This is a genomic window from Clostridium sp. JN-1 (genome assembly GCF_003718715.1).
Classification (GTDB): Bacteria; Bacillota; Clostridia; order Clostridiales; family Clostridiaceae; genus Clostridium_AV.
Window position 1 is genome coordinate 1,063,270 of sequence record NZ_CP033465.1, and the last position, 19,094, is coordinate 1,082,363.

Consider the following 19,094-nt stretch of genomic DNA (forward strand, 5'->3'; position numbering starts at 1 on the left):
GATAACTTGATAAGGGGGTAAATTAAAATATGAAAAAGACGAAAGTACTTGTGTTATCAGCAATTTTAGCAATTGGAATTCCTATGACAGCTTATGCATTCCCTGCTGATAAACAAGTACTCATAATAGGAAATAGAGCTTATGATATGAGTAACATAAGCTATTTAGAAAGTAAATTTAACGATACTGATTTTGTAAATTATGTTTCAAATAACTATAAGAATATGTACTATGTAGATAGCACTTCAAGTGGTGCTATTACAATTAACAATGTATTTGGTGGAGGAACTATACAAGAACAAGATTTAATAAATAAATGCGGTAACAGGATAAATTATTGTTCAGGACCTAAAGAAACTTTTTCAGATTATTGGGTTACTCAAGGTGGAGAATATAAGACAAGCTCTGAACTCTCAGATAAGAATTCACCAAAAGATAAGTCGGAGTTTATAACTTTGGAAGTAAGTTCTAATCAAATTGCAGGAAACTTATATTTATATAACTTTAAAATTGATAACATAGTAGGACTTTCTGGAGGTGCATTTTACAGTATAGGAAACAGTAATATGAAATCAAAATTTAGTAACAATATAAGTTACATGGTAGATATTTCACATCCAGAGAATATAAACGTGCCAATATATATATATTCAAGTGACATGAAGACAAAGATAGCAGTTGCCACATTGACCAAGGATGACATTATGGATGGTACAAATCCAATTACTGGATTTGCAGTTAAGACAGTTAAATTTAGTAGTGCCAATAATCCTATAAAGCCTATAATGGCAAGATGGATGGTACTTGGAAATACGAGCAATGGTGGAATGCTTGATTGTGACAACAATTATATTTACTATATCAATACTGCAGATGGAAATAAGATATACAAGAAAAATTTATATGGTACTGAAAATTATGCCATAAATAATGATTCATCTGGATATATAACTGTATATGGGGATTGGGTATATTATTGTAATTATTCAGATGGGGGTAGAATATACAAAGTTAAGAATGATGGAACTCAAAGACAAAAGATAAGTGATAATAAAGGAACTTATCTCAATGCAGTAGATGATAAGTTATATTATATAAATGGTTCAGATGGAAATAGAATTTATTCTCTAGATTCAGCTGGAAATTCAACTAAGCTTGGAAATGATGAGGCTGCTTATTTGGAACTTGGTTTCAATAACAATCTTTTCTACAGTAATATAACTGATAATAGAAGCTTGTACCAGATAGATGCATTTGGAAATAATATTAAGGTTGATAATCTTGATAAGAGTAATCCTGCTTCATATGTAAATGTATCTATTAATTCAAGTGTTGCATACTATTCAAGCAGTGATGGAAATGTATATCGTTCAGGAGATCCATATAATCCAATAAAGATAAGCATACAAACTTCTAATGGACTTGTAAATGATAAAGCTGCAAATATAAATGTATCCAACAATACTATATATTATAAGAGTTTGGTGGACGGCGGAAAACTTTATAAAGTTGGAGCAAATGGTGGAGTAGCACAAAAGATTTCAAATGATAGTGTAGATGGCATATTTGTATATTCTTACAATGGATTAAAGGATGATATATACTATACAAAGAATGGAAAGATGTACATGATTTCAGGTGATGATTTACTTGTAAACACGCTTCCTAAGCCTACAGCTATAACAAAACCAAAAAGTAATTTGAAAATATCACGTATTAATCCTATACCTATGGTTTATACTGATATAAGTGATTCACAGAAAGATAATATTAGTGCTATAGATGTATTAAGATATCTACCTGATAAAGTATCAGCTATAATGAGTGATGGTTCCATAAGACAGCTTCCAGTAAATTGGAATATAGATAATCCTAAAGTAAAAAATGGAGTATATACCTATGATGGCACTATAGTTGGATATGGAAACAAAGTAACTGTAAGTTTGGCAATAGCATCTACTTCAGGATTAAATTCAGATAATACTTTAACAGATAACGAAATAGGTAAAAATGATACTATTACGATAATTAATGGAACACTTAAAAATGGTGATATAGTTAAAGTCTATGATGTAAGGAATTCAAGTAAAGTTGTAAAAACAGCTGTTATAGATGCATCAGGAGGAACTGTTATAGGCGGACTTGACTTTGGAGTAAATAAAGGACAAGTAAAAGTTACTGTAACTGAACCTGGTAAAGCAGAAGGATTACCTTATTATGCACCTTTTGGACCAGAGAGAGGAGCAGCTCCTGCTATTCAAGGTTCAACTTTGGTAAATACAACTTTAACTTATTCAAGTGATAAGAGTAAAGTTACAATAGGAGGAATTGAGCTGACACTTAGTCCTAATGATCAAATTTATATTGGTGATGAAAAAGATGCAGCTGCTGCAAGCAATGATGATGGTAAGTGGGTTGATGTTTCTTCAATAGATGCAAACCATGGTACATGGAATTCATCAACAAATGTACTGACTGTAAATGGTAATGCAAGCAGTGGATGGGTTACAGTTCCATCAAAAGATTTAAAATTTGGCGGCAGTGGAACAAAATTATTTATAAGAGAAAAAGGTCAGGGAGGCAATCCAGCAAGTGCACCTGCTGTTTTTGTAATTAATCCAAGAATACCTGCTCCATATGGAGTTACATTTGATGAAACAAACAAGATGATAAGAGGAACTACAAGCAGAGAAGAGTATTCAATAGATGGCGGTACGAAGTGGAATGATTGCTCTGATAATGACACTAGTATTACATTCCCTGCTGACAAATCTGTTTTAGTTAGGACAAAAGCTGCCCAATCTACTTTAGCAAGTATGGAAACTGAACAAGTTAGGGTAACTGATATGAATGAAAAATATGATAATGTAGCAATAATTAATGGTACCTTGAACGTAGATGCAAATGGAACACCGGTTTCAGATTCAAGTGGAAATTACTGCAGCGATAACACTATAGAACTTAAGTCTTCAATACCTGTAACATGGAGAGTAACAGATGACATGGGTCAATCTACAGATAAAGCATCTATTAAACAAGTAGATAGTACTCATGCAATCTTAACGGGATATGAAGATGGTACTGTAAATGTAAAAGCTACATCTACTGATGGAAGTTATCTACAGGGTAATTTGAATGTAAATATAACTAATCAACCTGTTATAACTGTAAAGAATACAGACGAATTAAATAATGCTGTTAATGATGGAATTAACGTCATAAAACTCATAGGAATAGGTGGAGATTATAGATTAAGCTCCCTTCCAGGTTCTGGAACACTTGCTATAGTAGGACAGGATGCTAGTTCGGTATTAAATATTTCAAGCAGTTTAGCAAATGTTGGTTCAGGCATTAATAATTTGACTCTTAAAAACTTAACTGTTAGAGGAAATGCTAGTTCAAGTGCAGGAGATTTAATAAACGTTATGTCAGGTATGTTTACTGTAGATGGGGTATCATTTGATTCCATAAACGGAAGCAGTATAATAAAACAAACTGGAGGTAAAATTGATATCAAAAATTCTAAATTCTTACCTTCTAATAAAGTTCCACAAGCTGTTATTGCAAATAGCGGTTCTTTGATGAATAATTTCTTCACTGGAAATGATGGAAATGCAAGTGAAATTGGAGCTGTAAGTGCTAGTGGAGATGTAAAAATACAAGGAAACAGTTTTACAAACTATGTTACAAACGATGGATGTGCAATTAAACTATCGTCAGGATTTAGTGATAGCAATGTAGGTGGACAATCAAGAGATTCTTGGAATAAAATTAATAATTGTAAGATAGGTATCTGGCTTCCAGGAGGAAATGAAGGGATACTTAGAACTAACAATGCCGTAGAAGTTACAAGTGTAACAACTCCTATAAAAACTACTAATTAAAACCTGCACCCCAGGGGTGCCATTTGGAAAAATTTGCACCCCAGGGGTTACTTTATATGAGGGGGGAAAAAAGTTGAAAAAATTTACTTCAAAAATAAGACTCAGCATTATTACTTTTGCTTTGATTGTTTTTATTTTACCATGCACAGTATTGGCATATGGAATTAGCGATGTAAACAAATTTTATGACAAGACTATATCAAATACAAATAAGAGTTGGGATATAAAGTTTAATGCTAAGGCTGATATGGATTCTGTAAAAAATAGTATTCATATAAAGGATTTGACGAACAACTCTGACTTGAGTGTGATTCCAATATTTGATGCAAATCAAGATACAGTTAAAGTAAATGCTCCATCACAAGGATATAAGGTTGGACATGAGTACCAAATACTTATAGATAAGAGTGCAAAGTCGCAGAGGGGCAGAACACATAAAAAGGATGCAATCATGAATTTTAAAGTTATAGATGTAACTAATGGGAATTATACTGCGTCAGCTAAAGTTGTTACTTCTTCAATAATTCCTAAATTAAAGCAAATATCAATTAATTCCACAAACCTGCCTGACATTAAAAAATTTAAAGTGGATGGAAGTGCAGGGGTACTGGATATTGGTCAAACTAATGTAGTAGTACTAAGTGGAAATACAGCTAATATATACTTTTATGGACAAGATGGAAATACTGTAATTGCAAAAGGTACTATAGATGCAGGAAATTCTAATAATAATTTGACTATAAAACTTACAAATGAAAATTAAGTTTGGAGGTGACCTTTTATGAAATTAATTCCTAACATGGCATCTTTAAATACGTATGTATCTTACTCTAGGGCATTGGGGAAACAAGCTATTTCATTAAATAGGGTGTCAAGTGGAGTAAAGATAGAGAGAGCTGAAGATGATCCAAGTGGATTATGTGATAGTGAAAGAATGGAAGTTCAAATAAGAGGACTTCAAGTTGTATCTCAAAATGCCCAAGATGGTGTGAGTATGCTTCAAACAGCAGAAGGAGGTCTTAGTTGTATTACAGATACGCTTCAAAGGGTTAGGACTTTAATTGTACAATCAAATGATGGTTCAAAAACTCCTTCAGATGTGCAAAATATACAAGCTGAAGTTGATCAGTTAATGGAAGGAATAAGTGATGCTGTAAATCATACTGAATTTAATGGACAAAACTTATTAAAGGCAGTTAATGACCCTGAAAGTTTGTTAATGACTGTAGGAGCCAATCCAGGTGACACAGTTGACATACCAATGTATAATTTATCTACAGATAAATTGGGTGATGGAACTTATTCACTTGATGATTTGAAAATTGGAGGCAGCTTGAATATAACCGATAGGGCAAATTCTGATAAGGCATTAGGCGTTGTGGACAAAGCATTAGAATCAGTTGTAAATGTTAGAAGTGAATATGGGTCACTTGAAAATAGATTTGATGTAAAAATGCAAGATGCAGTTGAATTTGCAGATCAAATTCAAGGAGCACAAAGTTATTTATGTGATGCAGATATGGCAGTTGAAATCTCAAATTATTCAACACAAAATATAATTATTCAAGCTAACATTGCAATATTAGCTCAGACAAATAAATTACCGCAGGATGCACTTAATGTACTTCAAGGCGTTAAAAGCAGATAATTTTATACAGAGGACAAAAAAACAGAGGACATAGGACAGAGGACAATGAAGGTTGATTTTTCTCCGCTGCGCTGCAAAAAATCTTTAAATTTATATAAATTAGCAATAGAGATTTAGCACTTAAGTTCCAGTAAAAAATTTATTTTTACTGGAACTGCATTTTTTTATACTTACTTGAAGGGCTGGTAAGCCCGCAGGTCGGTAGAACGTTGATTTTATACTTAGTTTTATTTTATTGCTAGAACTACGAAAAGGTGATAATCATCTCTTATATATTCAATAATATCTATTTTCGCTCATCCTTTTCTTTTGAGTTTCTTAGCAGAACCATTATAAAAAGGATGCTTTATTATGCAAATTTTTTCTATATAATTTCCAGTAAAAATCGGAATCTATTAATTCTACTGTAAATACTCATAAACCTTTATAATCCAAAGAACTAACATCATTAAAATCTTTTAAGTGCTAAATCTCTGTTAAATTTATATAAATTGGTAATGTTTCGCTTCAGCGAAACGAGTTATCAAAAATTTAATTAAAGATTTTTCATAAGCACAGTGGAGAAAAATTCTCCTTCTCTGTCCTTTGTCCTATGTTTTTGTGTTTTCTGTTTTTTAAGAATTTCAGTACAATTACTAAAGTAATAGCAAATTATGTTAGTATATTGTATAATAGTAAGGAAAAATAAGTAGAATTTAACTTGGAATATTTATAATGTACTTGATATATTATCAAGTTTTGAGATAAAATTATATAAAATTAAGTTTTATTTAATGTAAGATTTAAAATTATGTGTAAAATTTATAATAAATGAAATAAGTTAACATAACATTTAAATTTTGTGATAAAATATTTGTGTAATATACAAAATTTAATTAAAAATAAAGTCATATTAAAAAGTATTTTTGTAATTAAATAACAAAATATAGGTTTAAATACGCTGTGGAGGATGATAAATTGAATGTACAAGATTTGCCAAAAGATCAGCAGGTTTATAGTTTGATTAAAAAGGGACTTGATGCAGCTTCTGAAAGAAGTAAAGTATCTGCAAATAATATTGCAAATATAAATACTAAAGGCTATAAGAGAAGATATGTCACATTTGAGGAAAATTTAAAACAAAGCATGGATGGAATAGAATTAAAGAAAACAGATGATAAGCATATGTCTTTAAACAATGAGCATGGAAATATAGAAGTTAAAAGAGACGATAGCACTAGTCTTAAGGAAGATGGAAATAATGTGGATATAGAAAATGAAGAAGTAAATCAAGCGGCGAATGCACTTATGTATAATGCTCTTATAGCTCAAGCAAATGCTAGACTTTCTGAAACTAAATATGTTATAGATGGAAGATAAATAATATAAAAGAAGATAAATAATATAAGATAGGAAGTGATAAATGTGATTAAAGCTTTTAATACTATGAGAATAAGTGCTAGTGGGCTTTCAGCTGAAAGACTTAGTATGGATACGATATCATCTAATATAGCAAATGTAGATACCACAAGGGGAGCAGATGGAAAGCCATATAGAAGAAAAATACCGGTATTTCAAGAAAATTTAAATCAAGAATTAAATAAAAACACAGGTTCATATGAAGATGTGCCTATGGGAGTAAAAGCTGTTGGAATAGTTGATGATTCTTCGCCGCTGAGGAGAGAATATGATCCATCTAATCCAGATGCAGATGCACAAGGTTATGTTTCTAAACCTAATGTAAATGTGTTAAATGAAATGGCGGATATGATAGTTGCAACTAGAACATATGAGGCAAATGCAACCGCGATAGAATCAGAAAAAAGCATGTTTTCAAAAGCATTAGAAATTGGAAGGTAGGTTTTGAAAAATGGTTATAAATGAATTTGTACCCGATAGCAAAATTTTTGACAGCGTTATTTCTAAACCGGAAGACGAAAAACAAAATAATGGACAAGATCAAGTCGGGTTTGGAGGTTTTTTAAAACAAAAGTTGGATGAAGTAAATGATAAGCAATTGAATGCTGAAAATACAACCCAAAGGTTTATACAAGGTGATGATGTTGATATACATAAAGTAATGCTTGATACTGAAGAAGCTAAAATGTCATTAGAACTAGCAGTTCAAGTTAGAAATAAGTTATTAGATGCATATCAAGAGATTAATAGAACACAGTTATAGTTAGGTAAGGAGAGACTAGTTTAATGAGCAAGCTATCACAATTTTTTAGGAATTTAATAGGGAAGTGGAAAGAATTAAGCAGAAGAAAAAAGATAGCTTTTGGTGTAATTTTTGCAGGAGTAATAGCAGCTCTTATATTTGCAGGTATATCCTTAGGTTCTACAAAATATGAGGTATTATTTTCAAATATGAATTCTACTGATTCTGCTGCTGTGTATAAACAGCTTCAAGCTGATAAAGTTGATGCAAAGGTTAAAGGAAATTCTATATTAGTACCAAAGGATCAAGTTGATAAAGTTAGAATGCAAGTTTTGTCCGAGGTACAGATGACTAATGGAAGTCAGGGCTTTGAACTATTAGATAAAAGTAAATTTGGTTCTACAGATGCAGAATTGAAAATAAATTATCAAAGGGCGCTTCAAGGAGAACTTGAAAGAACTATTAAGAGTTTTTCAGAGATTGAAGATGCAAGGGTTCATTTGGTTATTCCAGATGATACTGCTTTTGTAAAAGATACTGAGCCGGGAACGGCGTCTGTAACTTTGAAAGTCAAGCAGGGTCAAAGCTTAACGCCGGATCAAGTTAAAGCTGTAGTGGCATTGATATCTGGAGCAGTTAAAAATATACCGCCTCAAAATGTACAAGTTATGGATGCCAATATGAATTTACTTTCCAATGACTTATATACTGATAAAAAAGATGGAAATCAGTCAACTACATCAGCAGACAAGCAGCAGCAGTTGAAAAAGCAATATGAACAGGATTTGCAAAAGAGACTTAAAGATATGCTTGAGAGTGTTTATGGTAAAGATAAAGTAAAGGTTACTGTAAATGCAGATTTAGACTTTGATGCTGTTCAGCAGGACGCAGTAACTTATGATCCTAAAAGTGTAGTTGTAAGTGAAAATAATAAGAAAAGTACTTCTAATTCTGGAAGCTCAGGAGCTTCTAACAGCCCTGTAGATAATAATATGACTAATTCTGCAGCAGCTAATAATGGAAATAGTGTATCTACTAATGAAGAAAGTACTAAAAATTATGATGTATCAAAGGTAGAACAAAAAACTATAAAAGCACCTGGTTCTGTAAAAAGACTTACAGCTTCTGTAGCATTAGATGGTAATGTAGATGATGCTACAAAGACAGCTATAAAAAATCTTGCAGTTTCAACTATAGGTTATGATGATAAAAGAGGAGATACTATAAGTGTTGAAGGTATACCATTTGATACAACACTCAAGGATAAAGCTAAAAAAGATTTAGACGATATGAATAAAGCTACCGAGCAAGCACAAAAAAATAAGTTATATACTATAATTGGTATTATAGCAGCTGTAATTATAGCAGCAGCAGTTGGTATATTCTTATGGATGAGAAAGAATAGAATGGAAGAAGAAGATGCATTTGACGATGAATTTGGTCAAACTCAATCAATTGATACAGTTATAGGTGATGATGAAGCTGATATGACTGGACAGCAGCCTAAATTTAAGCCAGTTGAATTTGAAGAAGAAAATGAGCAAACTCATCTGGAAAATGAAATAAAGAAATATGCAAAAGAAAAGCCGGATCAAGTAGCAGATGTAATAAAATCATGGCTGGCAGAGGATGAGAGGTGATAGATGATGGCTAAAGAAAATCAAAAAATGACAGGAGTCCAAAAAGCAGCCATATTGTTTATAACTCTTGGACCTGAAACAGCAGCAAATATAATAAAAAAGTTACCAGATTCAGAAATACAAAAAATAACCTATGAAATAGCCAATATAACATCTGTTAAGGCAGAGGAAAAACAGGAAATTTTCGAAGAATTTATACAAATGAACAAAGCAAAAGACTATTTGGTAGAAGGCGGTATTGAGTATGCTAGAAATGTATTATCCAAGGCACTAGGAACTCAAAAAGCTATGGAAATTTTGGATAAGGTTACAGAAGCTACTCAACAGTTTAGACCTTTTGCCATAGCTAGAAAGGCAGATGCCCATCAGCTTTTAAATTTAATTTCAGATGAGCATCCACAAACTATTGCACTTATATTATGCTATTTACAAGCAGATAAGTCTGCCCAAATAATGTCGGCTTTGCCAGAGGATTTGCAAGCAGAGGTAGCATTTAGAATAGCAACAATGAGTAATACATCTACTGTAGTTGTTAAAGAAATTGAAAAAGTACTTGATGACAAATTGTCATCTGTTGTTAAATCAGATAATAAGATCATTGGAGGAGTTCAAACTATAGTAGACATCTTAAATCAAGTTGATAGGACTACAGAAAAGAATATTACAGAGGGATTGGAGAAGGAAGATGCTGAGTTAGCAGAAAAGGTAAAAGAATCCATGTTTGTATTCGAAGATATTGTTACACTTGATGATGTTTCAATTCAAAGAGTACTTCGAGAAGTTGATAATAAAGAACTTTCACTTGCGCTTAAAGGATGCTCGGAAGAAGTTGCAAATTGTATTTATAGAAACCAATCTAAGAGAGCATCTGCAGCACTTAAAGAAGATATAGAATTTTTAGGACCTGTTAGACTTATAGATGTTGAAAAGTCACAGCAGAAGATTGTAAGTATAATAAGGAGATTGGACGAAGCAGGAGAGATAGTAATATCAAGAGGTGGCGAGGATGCAATCATCGTATAAGATTATTAAAAATTCAAATGTGGTTAGTGATGGATATAAAGAAATAGTTACTGAATTTGAAGGTAAGCCTAAATTAAAGCAAATTAAACTATCAGAAGATAATGCTAAACTTTTCATTGATAATTATGAAAATTTGGCGAAGACTATGGTTGAAAATGCTAGAGAGAAAGCAGATAAGTTACTTTCAAATGCTTACAGCGAAGCTCATGTTATACAGAAAAAAGCATATGAAAAAGGTTATAACAATGGACAAAAAAAAGGTTATGATGATGCCTATAGTAAAGCTTATGAGGAAGGTTATAAAAAGAATGTAGATAAAGCTTTAAAGGAAGCTGAAGTCATAAAAAATAATGCCGATAATGTGTTAAAGTCTGCTGTAGAACAAAAGGACAGCTATCTTAAAGAGAAAGAGAAAATTATAAGAAATCTTATAGTAGATTGCATCGAAAGTATTTTAAAGCAGGAAGTAAAGGATAAAGCTTCGCTGGATAATGTCGTTTTTGAGGCACTATCTCAAGTTAAAAATGCTAAAGTATTTATAATTAAAAGCAAAAAGGTATACTGTGACGAATTTAAAGATAAGATAGATTTGTGGAAGGATCAAATCCCCTTTAATGGAGATATATTTATAATACCAGATGAATCAATTGAAGATGGATCTGTAATTATAGAAAGAGATAATGGAAAAGTAAAATTTGGAGTTGACATTGCCGTCCAAAAGATAAAAGAACTTTTTAAAAATGAAGATTAGAAGGTTTAATTGTGATTAATATAGATTTTAGCAGCATAAGTAAAAAATTAAATAAGATCAATTTTCTATATTCTGAAGGTATTGTAAGAAAAGTTATAGGACTTACAATAGAAGTAGAAGGAATAAAGTCTTTTGTTGGGGAAGTTTGTACAATATACAATGAACAAAATGATGCAATTCCATGTGAAGCTGTTGGATTCAAAGAGGACAAGGTCATATTAATGCCTCTTGGAGAACTCACTGGCATATCACCAGGATGCAGAGTAGTTCCAGAAGGAAAACCACTAAGTGTAAGGTGTTCTGATGAATTATTTGGTAAAGTATTAGATGGACTTGGAAATCCATTTAATGATGAAAAGATAGAATACGGCGAGCTGTATCCTATGGATAAAGAGCCGCCGGATCCGTTAAAAAGAAGAAGAATACAGGATATAATTCCAACTGGTGTAAGGGCAATAGATGGATTCTTGACATGCGGAGAAGGACAGAGAATTGGTATATTTGCAGGAAGCGGTGTCGGTAAAAGTACAACTTTAGGAATGATAGCAAGATATGCAGAAGCAGATGTAAATGTAATAGCTCTGATAGGCGAAAGAGGAAGAGAAGTTAAGGACTTCATAGAAAAAGATATCGGAGAAGATGGAATGAAAAAGACCATAATAGTATGCGCAACGTCTGATAAGCCGGCACTTGTCAGGTTGACAGGTGCTTTTACAGCTACAGCTATTGCAGAATACTTTAGGGATAAGGGCAAAAAAGTAATACTGATGATGGATTCTGTTACAAGGTTTGCTATGGCTCAAAGAGAAGTTGGACTTGCAATTGGGGAGCCGCCTGCAACTAAAGGATATACGCCTTCAGTGTTTGCAAAACTTCCAAGACTTATGGAAAGGGCAGGTATGTCAGATAAGGGATCTATAACTGCATTTTACACAGTTTTGGTAGATGGTGATGATTTTAATGAGCCAATAGCGGATGCTGTTAGAGGTATATTAGATGGACATATTATATTATCTAGAAGTTTAGCAGGTAAAAATCATTACCCGGCAATAGATGTATTAAATAGCATAAGCAGGCTTATGTCAGAAGTAGCAAGTGAAGATCATAAAAATGCAGCTTCGCTTGCGAGGGATTTACTTGCAACTTATAAGAATTCAGAGGATTTGATAAATATAGGTGCTTATGTTAAAGGCAGCAATAAAAAAGTAGATACTGCAATACAATACTATGACAAGATTATAGATTATTTAAAGCAGGGCACTAATGAGCACGTTTCATTTGATGACAGCATAAAAAGTTTAATAAACATTTTTAATGGCTAATCCTAACTTTAAGGGCTTGGAGGTAACTTATGAGGGGATACAAATTTAAATTACAAAAGCTCCTGGATATAAGGGTTGATATGGAAGAAGAAAGTAAGAGAATATTTAAAGAGGCGCAGCTTGAAAAATTGAAGGTTGAAGAAAAGCTAAATTCTCTCGAGGAAAATTATAAAAAATATAGTGAGATAACTGGAAGCGAAACCTCCATAGAGAGAAAAATGAAATATTTATATTTAAACAATATCAATTACATAATAAACAATACCAATGATGAACTTAAAAAAAAGGAAAAAAATTTGGAAGAGAAGAGAAGTAATTTAAAACAAAAGCAAATTGAAAGAAAGACAGTTGAAATACTAAAAGAAAAAGGACAAAAGGCATTTGATATTAAACAAAAGTTAACCGAGCAAAAAATGAATGATGAATTTGCCCTATATGGATATATAAGAAACCTTGGAAGGAGGTGAAAATGATGAAGATTGATATTTCAAACTCTATTTCTCAAATGACAAATGGCTTTAATTCAAATATAGGAAATAATATAAAGACTGCAAGTGGATGCTCAAATTCTAATAAAAGTTTTGATGATTTTATGTCAAAGGTAAATAATAATGTACACGACTCAAACTCCAATAAAGTTAAACTAAAAAATGATGATAAAACCAATGATAAACTTAAGAGTAATAAGTTAAATGATGATGATGGATCTAATATCAGCAAAGTAAATGATGATAAATCAAATTCAAATAGTTCCAGCGATGATAAAAAAGTTAAGCTTTCAAAAGAAACTAAGAAAGCTTTAAAGAGTATAGGTGCATCTGACAAGGAAATAAATAATATTAAATCTTTAGATGATTTAAAAAGTTTAATAGAAAAGAAACTTTTAGATTCAGATAATCTTCAAAAGTTATTAAGTGGAAGTTTATTAAATAATTCTGCAGTGAATAAATTACTTATGCTTTTTATGACATCATCTAACCAAGCTAATATTCAAAGTGTTTCAGATAACATTATAGCTGACTTAAAAAATCAAATTAATGATCTTTTGAAAGGCTTATCTGGTCAAAATTCTAATGATAAGATCACACAGCTTTTGGATAATTTCAAGGATAATGTTCAAAAAGCTGTACAAGCAAATTGTTCTAATACTAATGATCCTGCATTTAAGGTGTTAGTTACAAAAAATGTTGAGTCTCAAATATTAAATTTACTTAGTGGAAATATGGATGAGTCAAAATTTAATTCTATGCTTCCTAAAGTTAAACAAGAGTTGATTTCACTATTAAATGATGCAGCAAAAGATGTAAAAAATCAAAAGGTAAATAACAGTGATGTTTTAAACAATTTAGTTAATTTGTTAAAGCAGGATCAAGGTTTAGATAAAACAGCTGTTGAAACTTATTCTTCGGCGGATAATTTAGATTCTAATAATTCTAATTTAAATAAAGATGAGAACTTAACTAACAATCAAAGTACCAAAGATGAAAGCTTTTTGAATTTGCTTACAAATAAAGATGATAAAAGCAGTGGTATATCAAAGGTTACTAACTTTATGAATCAATTTAATAATACAGTCAATAATTTGGATACAGCCGTAAATGGAAATAATATTACTATAAATAAGGCTAACTTAAACAATGACATAATAAAAGCACTAAAATATATGGAATCAAATAATGTAAAGAATTTGACTGTAAAAATAAATCCAAAGGAATTAGGTGAAGTTACAATTAACCTTACTATGGAAGCAGGGGAAATGAAGGCAAATATAACAGCAAGTACCAAAGATGCTTATAATCTTTTGAATTCAAATATTGCAAATATAACAAATAAGTTACAAAATAATGATATAAAAATTCAAAATGTTTCACTTGGTATATATAATGAAGATACAACATTCTTTAAAGATGGATCAAACAGCCAAGAAAATAGTGGACAAGGCTCAAATAAAGATCAAAAGCATTTTACAGATAGAACAAATGGAAGTAATGATGATACTTTAGACAGCTCAAGTAGTATTGATAGTAATGTAAATATGCTTGCATAGTGTAATTTATTAGGAGGTGAAATTATGACAGCAGTAAATGCGGTGGATAATAATACTACTATAAATGATAAGCTAAATCAAATATCTACAGCGAGTAAAAACAAAAATAATGTAGATGAAAATCTTTTTTTAAAGATATTAGCTTCAGAACTTCAAAACCAAGATCCTCAAAATGCAAAAGATGGTACTGAATATGTAACCCAAATGGCACAATTTTCAGCACTTCAGCAAATGGCGAATTTAAATTCAACTATGAAGATGACAGGTGCTAATTCGCTTATTGGTAAGACAGTGGTACTTTCTAAATTTAATCAAAATGGACAGCTGTATAGTGGAAAAGTGTTAGATGTAATAAAAGATGGAGACAACGTAGAAATGGATGTAGTAGTTGGACAGAAAAAAGATGCTGATGGAAAGCTTGAGGATGATGTTAGGCAATTTGATTTAAACGATGTGTATGAAGTTAAACAGTCAAACGATGTAAATAATTCTGCAAATATGAGTATGAATCTTTTAAATGCAGCTGCTCTAATTGGTAAGATTGTTACTTTAAGTGATATTGACAATAACAATAATAATTATACTGGAAAGATAAAGAACATATCAAAGGATGGAGATAAGATAAAAGTCAATGTTGAAATAAGTGCAGGTCAAACTAAAGAGTTTCCAGTTGATGATATTACATCAGTAAGTAATGAGTAATAGTTTAAGTTAAGCTGCGGAAAGAGTGATTTCATGGGATATAGAGTTATCGATGGAAAAGTTCATATGGCTTTGGATTTTCAAGCTTATGACAAAAGTTCCAAAGTTCAAAAACAAGAATCAAAAAGCAGTACTTTTGATGATATATTAAATGAAAAAGTCAATAAAAAAAGTGGCTTTGTAATATCCAATCATGCAGCTTGCAGACTTAAGGAGAGAAATATAAATTTTAATGAAAATGATATGAAAAATATAAATGAAGGTATAAACAAGGCAGAAGCTAAAGGATGCAAACAAGCAGTAATATTGTATAGAAATACTGCACTTGTAACTTCTATAAAAAATAGGACTATAATAACTGCTGTGGATAGTCAAGACAGTAAGGAAAATGTATTTACTAATATTGATAGTGCAGTTATTTTGTAAGGGCAGGACCACTTTGGAAGCCCAGCTTTGTGGAATGATAGAAGCAGAGCAACTTTATAGAGAAAATTAGTAATTTAAAAATTTGGAGGTATAAATAATGCTACCATCAATGTATTCGGCAGTTAGCGGACTTAAGGTTAATCAGAGAAAATTGGATGTTGTAGGAAATAACATAGCCAATTCTTCAACTACTGCATTTAAGAGCCAGAGAGTTAATTATGAAGATGTTATGAGCCAAACTATTGCAGGAGGCAGTGCAGCAAATGGCACTGCTGGCGGTGTTAATGAACAGCAAGTAGGATTGGGTGTTCAAATCGGAGGTATAGACACAGATATTAGTAGAGGAGATTTACAGCCAACTAATAATCCCCTAGATTGTGCTATAGGTGGAAAGGGGTACTTTGTAGTTGGTTCAGGAGTATTACCTGAGGAAAGTGGCAGTACGGATTCTGGAACTATAGAACAGCCAGATGAAGCTGCACATTTAATGGATCCAAATAAAGTTGATGTAAGCTATACAAGAGATGGTTCTTTTGGATTGGATTCACAGGGGAATTTGCGTACTGCATCAGGACTTAGAATTTATGGATATCCAAACGATAATGCTAAAATAACTTATTCTAAGGATCCAAAAGTTCAACATACAGTTGCAGTTGAAAATGGGGGAACAGCTAATATGAAAGGAGAAGCTTTAGTACCTATGGTTATTCCAAACTCTCTTTCTATAGATGACCAGCCGTATCCAGTTACTCAAATATCAATAGAAACAAATGGCTTTATAACAGCTACTTGCAGTAAAGGAACTGTAGTATTAGGTCAGCTTGCGGAAGTTTCTTTTAGTAATGAGCAGGGGCTTAATAAATTGGGAAATAACACTTATAGTACTTCTCCAAATTCAGGAGATGCTGTACTTAGAAACAGAGAAGGTGCTGAAGAAGCTGATGTAAATAGCAGCTTATATGGAAATATTCTATCAAATAAGCTCGAGGCATCAAATGTTGATTTGGCTTCAGAATTTACTGATATGATAATTGCAAGCAGATCATTTGAAGCTAATGGAAAAATTATAACAACTGATGATTCAATACTTGAAACCTTAGTAAATTTAAAGAGATAATTAAATAATGCAGTGTGTAATTGAAAATTTGGGAACAGCTATCCTGAATTTTCAATTGCTAATTTTGATTTAAATTGGGGGATTATTATGATAAAAGTTACTGGACTTGATAGTAAAGAATTTGTTATAAATGCTGATAATATAGAAAGATTGGAACAGATTCCAGAAAGTTTGATAGTACTAACAAATGGAAAAAAGTATCTAGTGAAGGAGCCCGTTGATGAAATAATAAATAAGGTTTTAGAATACAAGAGAAAAATATTTACGCAGTATATAAAATAATATATATTTTGAATATAAAACTTAAATATAATTTAAGTTATTAAATAGATAAATTTTTATTATTTAAAATGCAAAAAATATATAAATCTTTTTAGTGAATAAAAAAGGAGTATATAGTTATGGAAAGTAAAGCTAAAAAAAAAGGAAAAGGTAAATTAATAATTGTAGTTGCTGTACTATTACTTGTTGTAGCTGTTGGAGTTTATCTTGGATATACCTCGTTTTTAAAAGGTAAGGGAGGTGCATCACAAAATGCAGTAAATAAGCAGCAGGTTCCACAAACTCAAGTAGTGCAAAACGGACAAACTGTCCAAACTGCAAATCAACAAATTGTTTCAGCTAAGACATATGGATTAGATGATATTTTAGTGAATTTAGCTGATGAAGATTCAAAAAGGTATTTAAAAATTACAGTTTTTCTAGGATATGATTCTAAAAAATTGGATTCAGAATTGGAAGAAAAAAAGCCTATGATAAGAGATGCAATAATAAGTACACTCAGAACTAAAAAAGCTTCAGATATATCGGATAAAGGTCTTGAAGCCATAAAAGCTGAATTGATACAGAAGATAAATCCTCTTTTGCAAAAGGGACAGATAAATAATGTTTATTTCAGCAATGTTTTAGTTCAATAAATTGAGAATGGAGAATACGCATGGATTTGCAGTTCTTATGGATGTTTTTAAAAATAATAATTTTCCTGCCGTTTATACTTTTACTCGTGTATATATCGATAAAGTACGGCGGAAATAAGCTGCAAAATATTCAAAATGGTAAATATATAAAGATTTTAGAGAGAACAAATGTATCTAAGACAAATAGTTTATTCGTGGTTAAGTTAGGAGAAAAAGCATATGTAATGGCTTCTACAAATAAAGATATGAAAATTATTTCAGAATTGAGTGAAGAAGAAGTAATTAAATTAGAAAATAATAAAGTAATACCGCAGTATAAGAGTTTAGAAGATTTTTGTGAAAAGATGGGATTAAAGAATTTTTTAAAAGGTAAACTTACTAGATTAAAAAAGGAAGATAAGAATGAATAAGAAAAGTAGTAAAATTTTTATAGTAATTTTAGCAATATTGTGTATATCGGCATTTGCTTCAATAAATGTACATGCTGCACCGCAGAGTTTGACTGTTCCAAACGTAAACATGTCTATTGACAATTCAGGTACACCACAGCAGTATGTTTCAAGTATAAAATTGCTTATAGTTCTTACAGTACTAACGCTTTTACCATCTTTTATAATGATGATGACGTGCTTTGTAAGAATTATAGTTGTTTTTGGATTTTTGAGAAATGCAATAGGTACTCAGCAATCTCCACCTAATCAAGTTTTAATAGGACTGGCATTATTTTTAACTATTTTTATAATGTCGCCTGTTTACACTAAAATTAATAAAAATGCAATACAACCATATTTAAATAATCAGATAACAGAAGAACAAGCAGTAGATGCAGGAGCAAAACCACTTAGAGAATTTATGCTTAAAACTACATATAAAAAGGACTTTCAATTATTTGTAGACCAGGCACATTTAAACTATAAGGTTACTAAAGATAATGCTCCACTATACATAGTTATTCCCGCTTATATGATAAGTGAACTCAAGACTGCATTCCAAATAGGATTTTTGCTTTATATACCTTTTATGATAATAGATTTAGTGGTAGCAAGTGTCTTGATGTCAATGGGTATGTTCATGCTGCCGCCTTCTATGATATCACTGCCATTTAAGCTTTTGCTATTTGTAATGGTAGATGGATGGTATCTACTTGTAAAATCTTTAATTGTAAGTTTTCAATGAGGTGAAATAAAATGAGTGAAAATATGATAATGGGCATTATGAAAGATGCAATACAAACAGGACTTATTGTAGCTGCACCAATATTATTGGTATCCATATTAGTAGGCCTTATTATAAGTATATTTCAGGCAACTACACAAATACAAGAGCAGACACTGACTTTTGTGCCTAAACTCATAGCAATAGCCTTTGTAGGAGTTGTTACAGGAAGCTGGATGCTGCATCAAGTTGTTGCTTTTACGGAGAGAATTTTCGGTTATATAGCTCATATAACGCAATGATTATAGTAAGGAATAGGTGA

Annotated in this window: 20 protein-coding genes; all 20 read left to right on the forward strand. The window is 31.5% G+C overall.

Annotated features, from left to right (window positions below; all coding sequences use genetic code 11):
• Positions 1 to 29: 29 nt before the first annotated feature.
• The 20 genes from EBB51_RS05210 (at position 30) to fliQ (ending at position 19,074) form a co-directional block, all read left to right on the forward strand.
• A complete protein-coding gene (locus EBB51_RS05210; protein ID WP_123053488.1) occupies positions 30 to 3,884 on the forward strand; it encodes a DUF5050 domain-containing protein in 3,855 nt (1,284 codons plus the stop codon).
• A gap of 73 nt (positions 3,885 to 3,957) precedes the next feature.
• Positions 3,958 to 4,647 (forward strand): hypothetical protein, encoded by a 690-nt coding sequence (locus tag EBB51_RS05215; protein ID WP_123053489.1) that lies wholly within the window; start codon positions 3,958 to 3,960, stop codon positions 4,645 to 4,647.
• 18 nt (positions 4,648 to 4,665) lie between these two features.
• Positions 4,666 to 5,532, forward strand: coding sequence for a flagellin (locus EBB51_RS05220; RefSeq protein WP_123053490.1), 867 nt, complete (start codon positions 4,666 to 4,668; stop codon positions 5,530 to 5,532).
• Between the two features lie 957 nt (positions 5,533 to 6,489).
• Positions 6,490 to 6,891 carry a flagellar basal body rod protein FlgB gene (gene flgB / locus EBB51_RS05225; RefSeq protein ID WP_123053491.1) on the forward strand — a complete coding sequence of 134 codons (402 nt, stop codon included), beginning with the start codon at positions 6,490 to 6,492 and terminating at the stop codon, positions 6,889 to 6,891.
• Positions 6,892 to 6,936: 45 nt separating this feature from the next.
• Positions 6,937 to 7,371 (forward strand): flagellar basal body rod protein FlgC, encoded by a 435-nt coding sequence (gene flgC, locus EBB51_RS05230; RefSeq protein WP_123053492.1) that lies wholly within the window; start codon positions 6,937 to 6,939, stop codon positions 7,369 to 7,371.
• Between the two features lie 10 nt (positions 7,372 to 7,381).
• Complete coding sequence (gene fliE / locus EBB51_RS05235; RefSeq protein ID WP_123053493.1) at positions 7,382 to 7,693, forward strand: flagellar hook-basal body complex protein FliE; 312 nt, start codon at positions 7,382 to 7,384, stop codon at positions 7,691 to 7,693.
• Between the two features lie 23 nt (positions 7,694 to 7,716).
• Positions 7,717 to 9,312, forward strand: a complete 1,596-nt coding sequence (gene fliF, locus EBB51_RS05240) for a flagellar basal-body MS-ring/collar protein FliF (protein WP_123053494.1) — start codon at positions 7,717 to 7,719, stop codon at positions 9,310 to 9,312.
• Positions 9,313 to 9,318: 6 nt separating this feature from the next.
• Positions 9,319 to 10,335, forward strand: coding sequence for a flagellar motor switch protein FliG (gene fliG, locus EBB51_RS05245; RefSeq protein WP_123054987.1), 1,017 nt, complete (start codon positions 9,319 to 9,321; stop codon positions 10,333 to 10,335).
• Entirely contained in the window at positions 10,319 to 11,086 is a 768-nt protein-coding gene (locus EBB51_RS05250) for a flagellar assembly protein FliH (RefSeq protein WP_123053495.1), read from the forward strand. The genes fliG and EBB51_RS05250 overlap by 17 nt, the downstream gene beginning before the upstream one ends.
• Before the next feature lie 11 nt (positions 11,087 to 11,097).
• Positions 11,098 to 12,408 (forward strand): flagellar protein export ATPase FliI, encoded by a 1,311-nt coding sequence (fliI, locus tag EBB51_RS05255; protein ID WP_123053496.1) that lies wholly within the window; start codon positions 11,098 to 11,100, stop codon positions 12,406 to 12,408.
• 29 nt (positions 12,409 to 12,437) lie between these two features.
• On the forward strand, positions 12,438 to 12,875 hold the full coding sequence (gene fliJ / locus EBB51_RS05260; protein ID WP_123053497.1) for a flagellar export protein FliJ: 438 nt from the start codon (positions 12,438 to 12,440) through the stop codon (positions 12,873 to 12,875).
• A gap of 2 nt (positions 12,876 to 12,877) precedes the next feature.
• Entirely contained in the window at positions 12,878 to 14,455 is a 1,578-nt protein-coding gene (locus tag EBB51_RS05265) for a flagellar hook-length control protein FliK (RefSeq protein ID WP_123053498.1), read from the forward strand.
• A gap of 24 nt (positions 14,456 to 14,479) precedes the next feature.
• Positions 14,480 to 15,157 (forward strand): flagellar hook capping FlgD N-terminal domain-containing protein, encoded by a 678-nt coding sequence (locus EBB51_RS05270; RefSeq protein WP_123053499.1) that lies wholly within the window; start codon positions 14,480 to 14,482, stop codon positions 15,155 to 15,157.
• A gap of 33 nt (positions 15,158 to 15,190) precedes the next feature.
• Positions 15,191 to 15,583: a TIGR02530 family flagellar biosynthesis protein gene (locus EBB51_RS05275; RefSeq protein ID WP_123053500.1), complete on the forward strand. Its 393-nt coding sequence runs from the start codon at positions 15,191 to 15,193 to the stop codon at positions 15,581 to 15,583.
• A gap of 97 nt (positions 15,584 to 15,680) precedes the next feature.
• Positions 15,681 to 16,700 carry a flagellar hook-basal body complex protein gene (locus EBB51_RS05280; protein ID WP_123053501.1) on the forward strand — a complete coding sequence of 340 codons (1,020 nt, stop codon included), beginning with the start codon at positions 15,681 to 15,683 and terminating at the stop codon, positions 16,698 to 16,700.
• Positions 16,701 to 16,787: 87 nt separating this feature from the next.
• Positions 16,788 to 16,982 carry a flagellar FlbD family protein gene (locus tag EBB51_RS05285; RefSeq protein ID WP_123053502.1) on the forward strand — a complete coding sequence of 65 codons (195 nt, stop codon included), beginning with the start codon at positions 16,788 to 16,790 and terminating at the stop codon, positions 16,980 to 16,982.
• Positions 16,983 to 17,101: 119 nt separating this feature from the next.
• Positions 17,102 to 17,617, forward strand: a complete 516-nt coding sequence (locus tag EBB51_RS05290; protein WP_123053503.1) for a flagellar basal body-associated FliL family protein — start codon at positions 17,102 to 17,104, stop codon at positions 17,615 to 17,617.
• A 20-nt stretch (positions 17,618 to 17,637) separates the two neighbouring features.
• Entirely contained in the window at positions 17,638 to 18,027 is a 390-nt protein-coding gene (fliO, locus tag EBB51_RS05295; RefSeq protein WP_123053504.1) for a flagellar biosynthetic protein FliO, read from the forward strand.
• Complete coding sequence (gene fliP / locus EBB51_RS05300; RefSeq protein WP_123053505.1) at positions 18,020 to 18,793, forward strand: flagellar type III secretion system pore protein FliP; 774 nt, start codon at positions 18,020 to 18,022, stop codon at positions 18,791 to 18,793. Before fliO ends, fliP begins: the two co-directional genes overlap by 8 nt.
• 11 nt (positions 18,794 to 18,804) lie before the next feature.
• A complete protein-coding gene (gene fliQ, locus EBB51_RS05305; RefSeq protein ID WP_123053506.1) occupies positions 18,805 to 19,074 on the forward strand; it encodes a flagellar biosynthesis protein FliQ in 270 nt (89 codons plus the stop codon).
• The last annotated feature ends 20 nt before the right edge of the window (positions 19,075 to 19,094 follow it).

What these genes read in the sequence shown, in the direction of transcription:
- fliF (WP_123053494.1), top strand. Translation starts at nt 7,717, where the DNA reads ATGAGCAAGCTATCACAATTTTTTAGGAATTTAATAGGGAAGTGGAAA.
- EBB51_RS05265 (WP_123053498.1), top strand. Translation starts at nt 12,878, where the DNA reads ATGATGAAGATTGATATTTCAAACTCTATTTCTCAAATGACAAATGGC.
- EBB51_RS05275 (WP_123053500.1), top strand. Translation starts at nt 15,191, where the DNA reads ATGGGATATAGAGTTATCGATGGAAAAGTTCATATGGCTTTGGATTTT.
- fliP (WP_123053505.1), top strand. Translation starts at nt 18,020, where the DNA reads ATGAATAAGAAAAGTAGTAAAATTTTTATAGTAATTTTAGCAATATTG.
- fliO (WP_123053504.1), top strand. Translation starts at nt 17,638, where the DNA reads ATGGATTTGCAGTTCTTATGGATGTTTTTAAAAATAATAATTTTCCTG.
- fliQ (WP_123053506.1), top strand. Translation starts at nt 18,805, where the DNA reads ATGAGTGAAAATATGATAATGGGCATTATGAAAGATGCAATACAAACA.
- EBB51_RS05280 (WP_123053501.1), top strand. Translation starts at nt 15,681, where the DNA reads ATGCTACCATCAATGTATTCGGCAGTTAGCGGACTTAAGGTTAATCAG.
- EBB51_RS05270 (WP_123053499.1), top strand. Translation starts at nt 14,480, where the DNA reads ATGACAGCAGTAAATGCGGTGGATAATAATACTACTATAAATGATAAG.
- fliE (WP_123053493.1), top strand. Translation starts at nt 7,382, where the DNA reads ATGGTTATAAATGAATTTGTACCCGATAGCAAAATTTTTGACAGCGTT.
- EBB51_RS05210 (WP_123053488.1), top strand. Translation starts at nt 30, where the DNA reads ATGAAAAAGACGAAAGTACTTGTGTTATCAGCAATTTTAGCAATTGGA.
- fliJ (WP_123053497.1), top strand. Translation starts at nt 12,438, where the DNA reads ATGAGGGGATACAAATTTAAATTACAAAAGCTCCTGGATATAAGGGTT.
- EBB51_RS05285 (WP_123053502.1), top strand. Translation starts at nt 16,788, where the DNA reads ATGATAAAAGTTACTGGACTTGATAGTAAAGAATTTGTTATAAATGCT.
- EBB51_RS05290 (WP_123053503.1), top strand. Translation starts at nt 17,102, where the DNA reads ATGGAAAGTAAAGCTAAAAAAAAAGGAAAAGGTAAATTAATAATTGTA.
- fliG (WP_123054987.1), top strand. Translation starts at nt 9,319, where the DNA reads ATGGCTAAAGAAAATCAAAAAATGACAGGAGTCCAAAAAGCAGCCATA.
- EBB51_RS05220 (WP_123053490.1), top strand. Translation starts at nt 4,666, where the DNA reads ATGAAATTAATTCCTAACATGGCATCTTTAAATACGTATGTATCTTAC.
- EBB51_RS05250 (WP_123053495.1), top strand. Translation starts at nt 10,319, where the DNA reads ATGCAATCATCGTATAAGATTATTAAAAATTCAAATGTGGTTAGTGAT.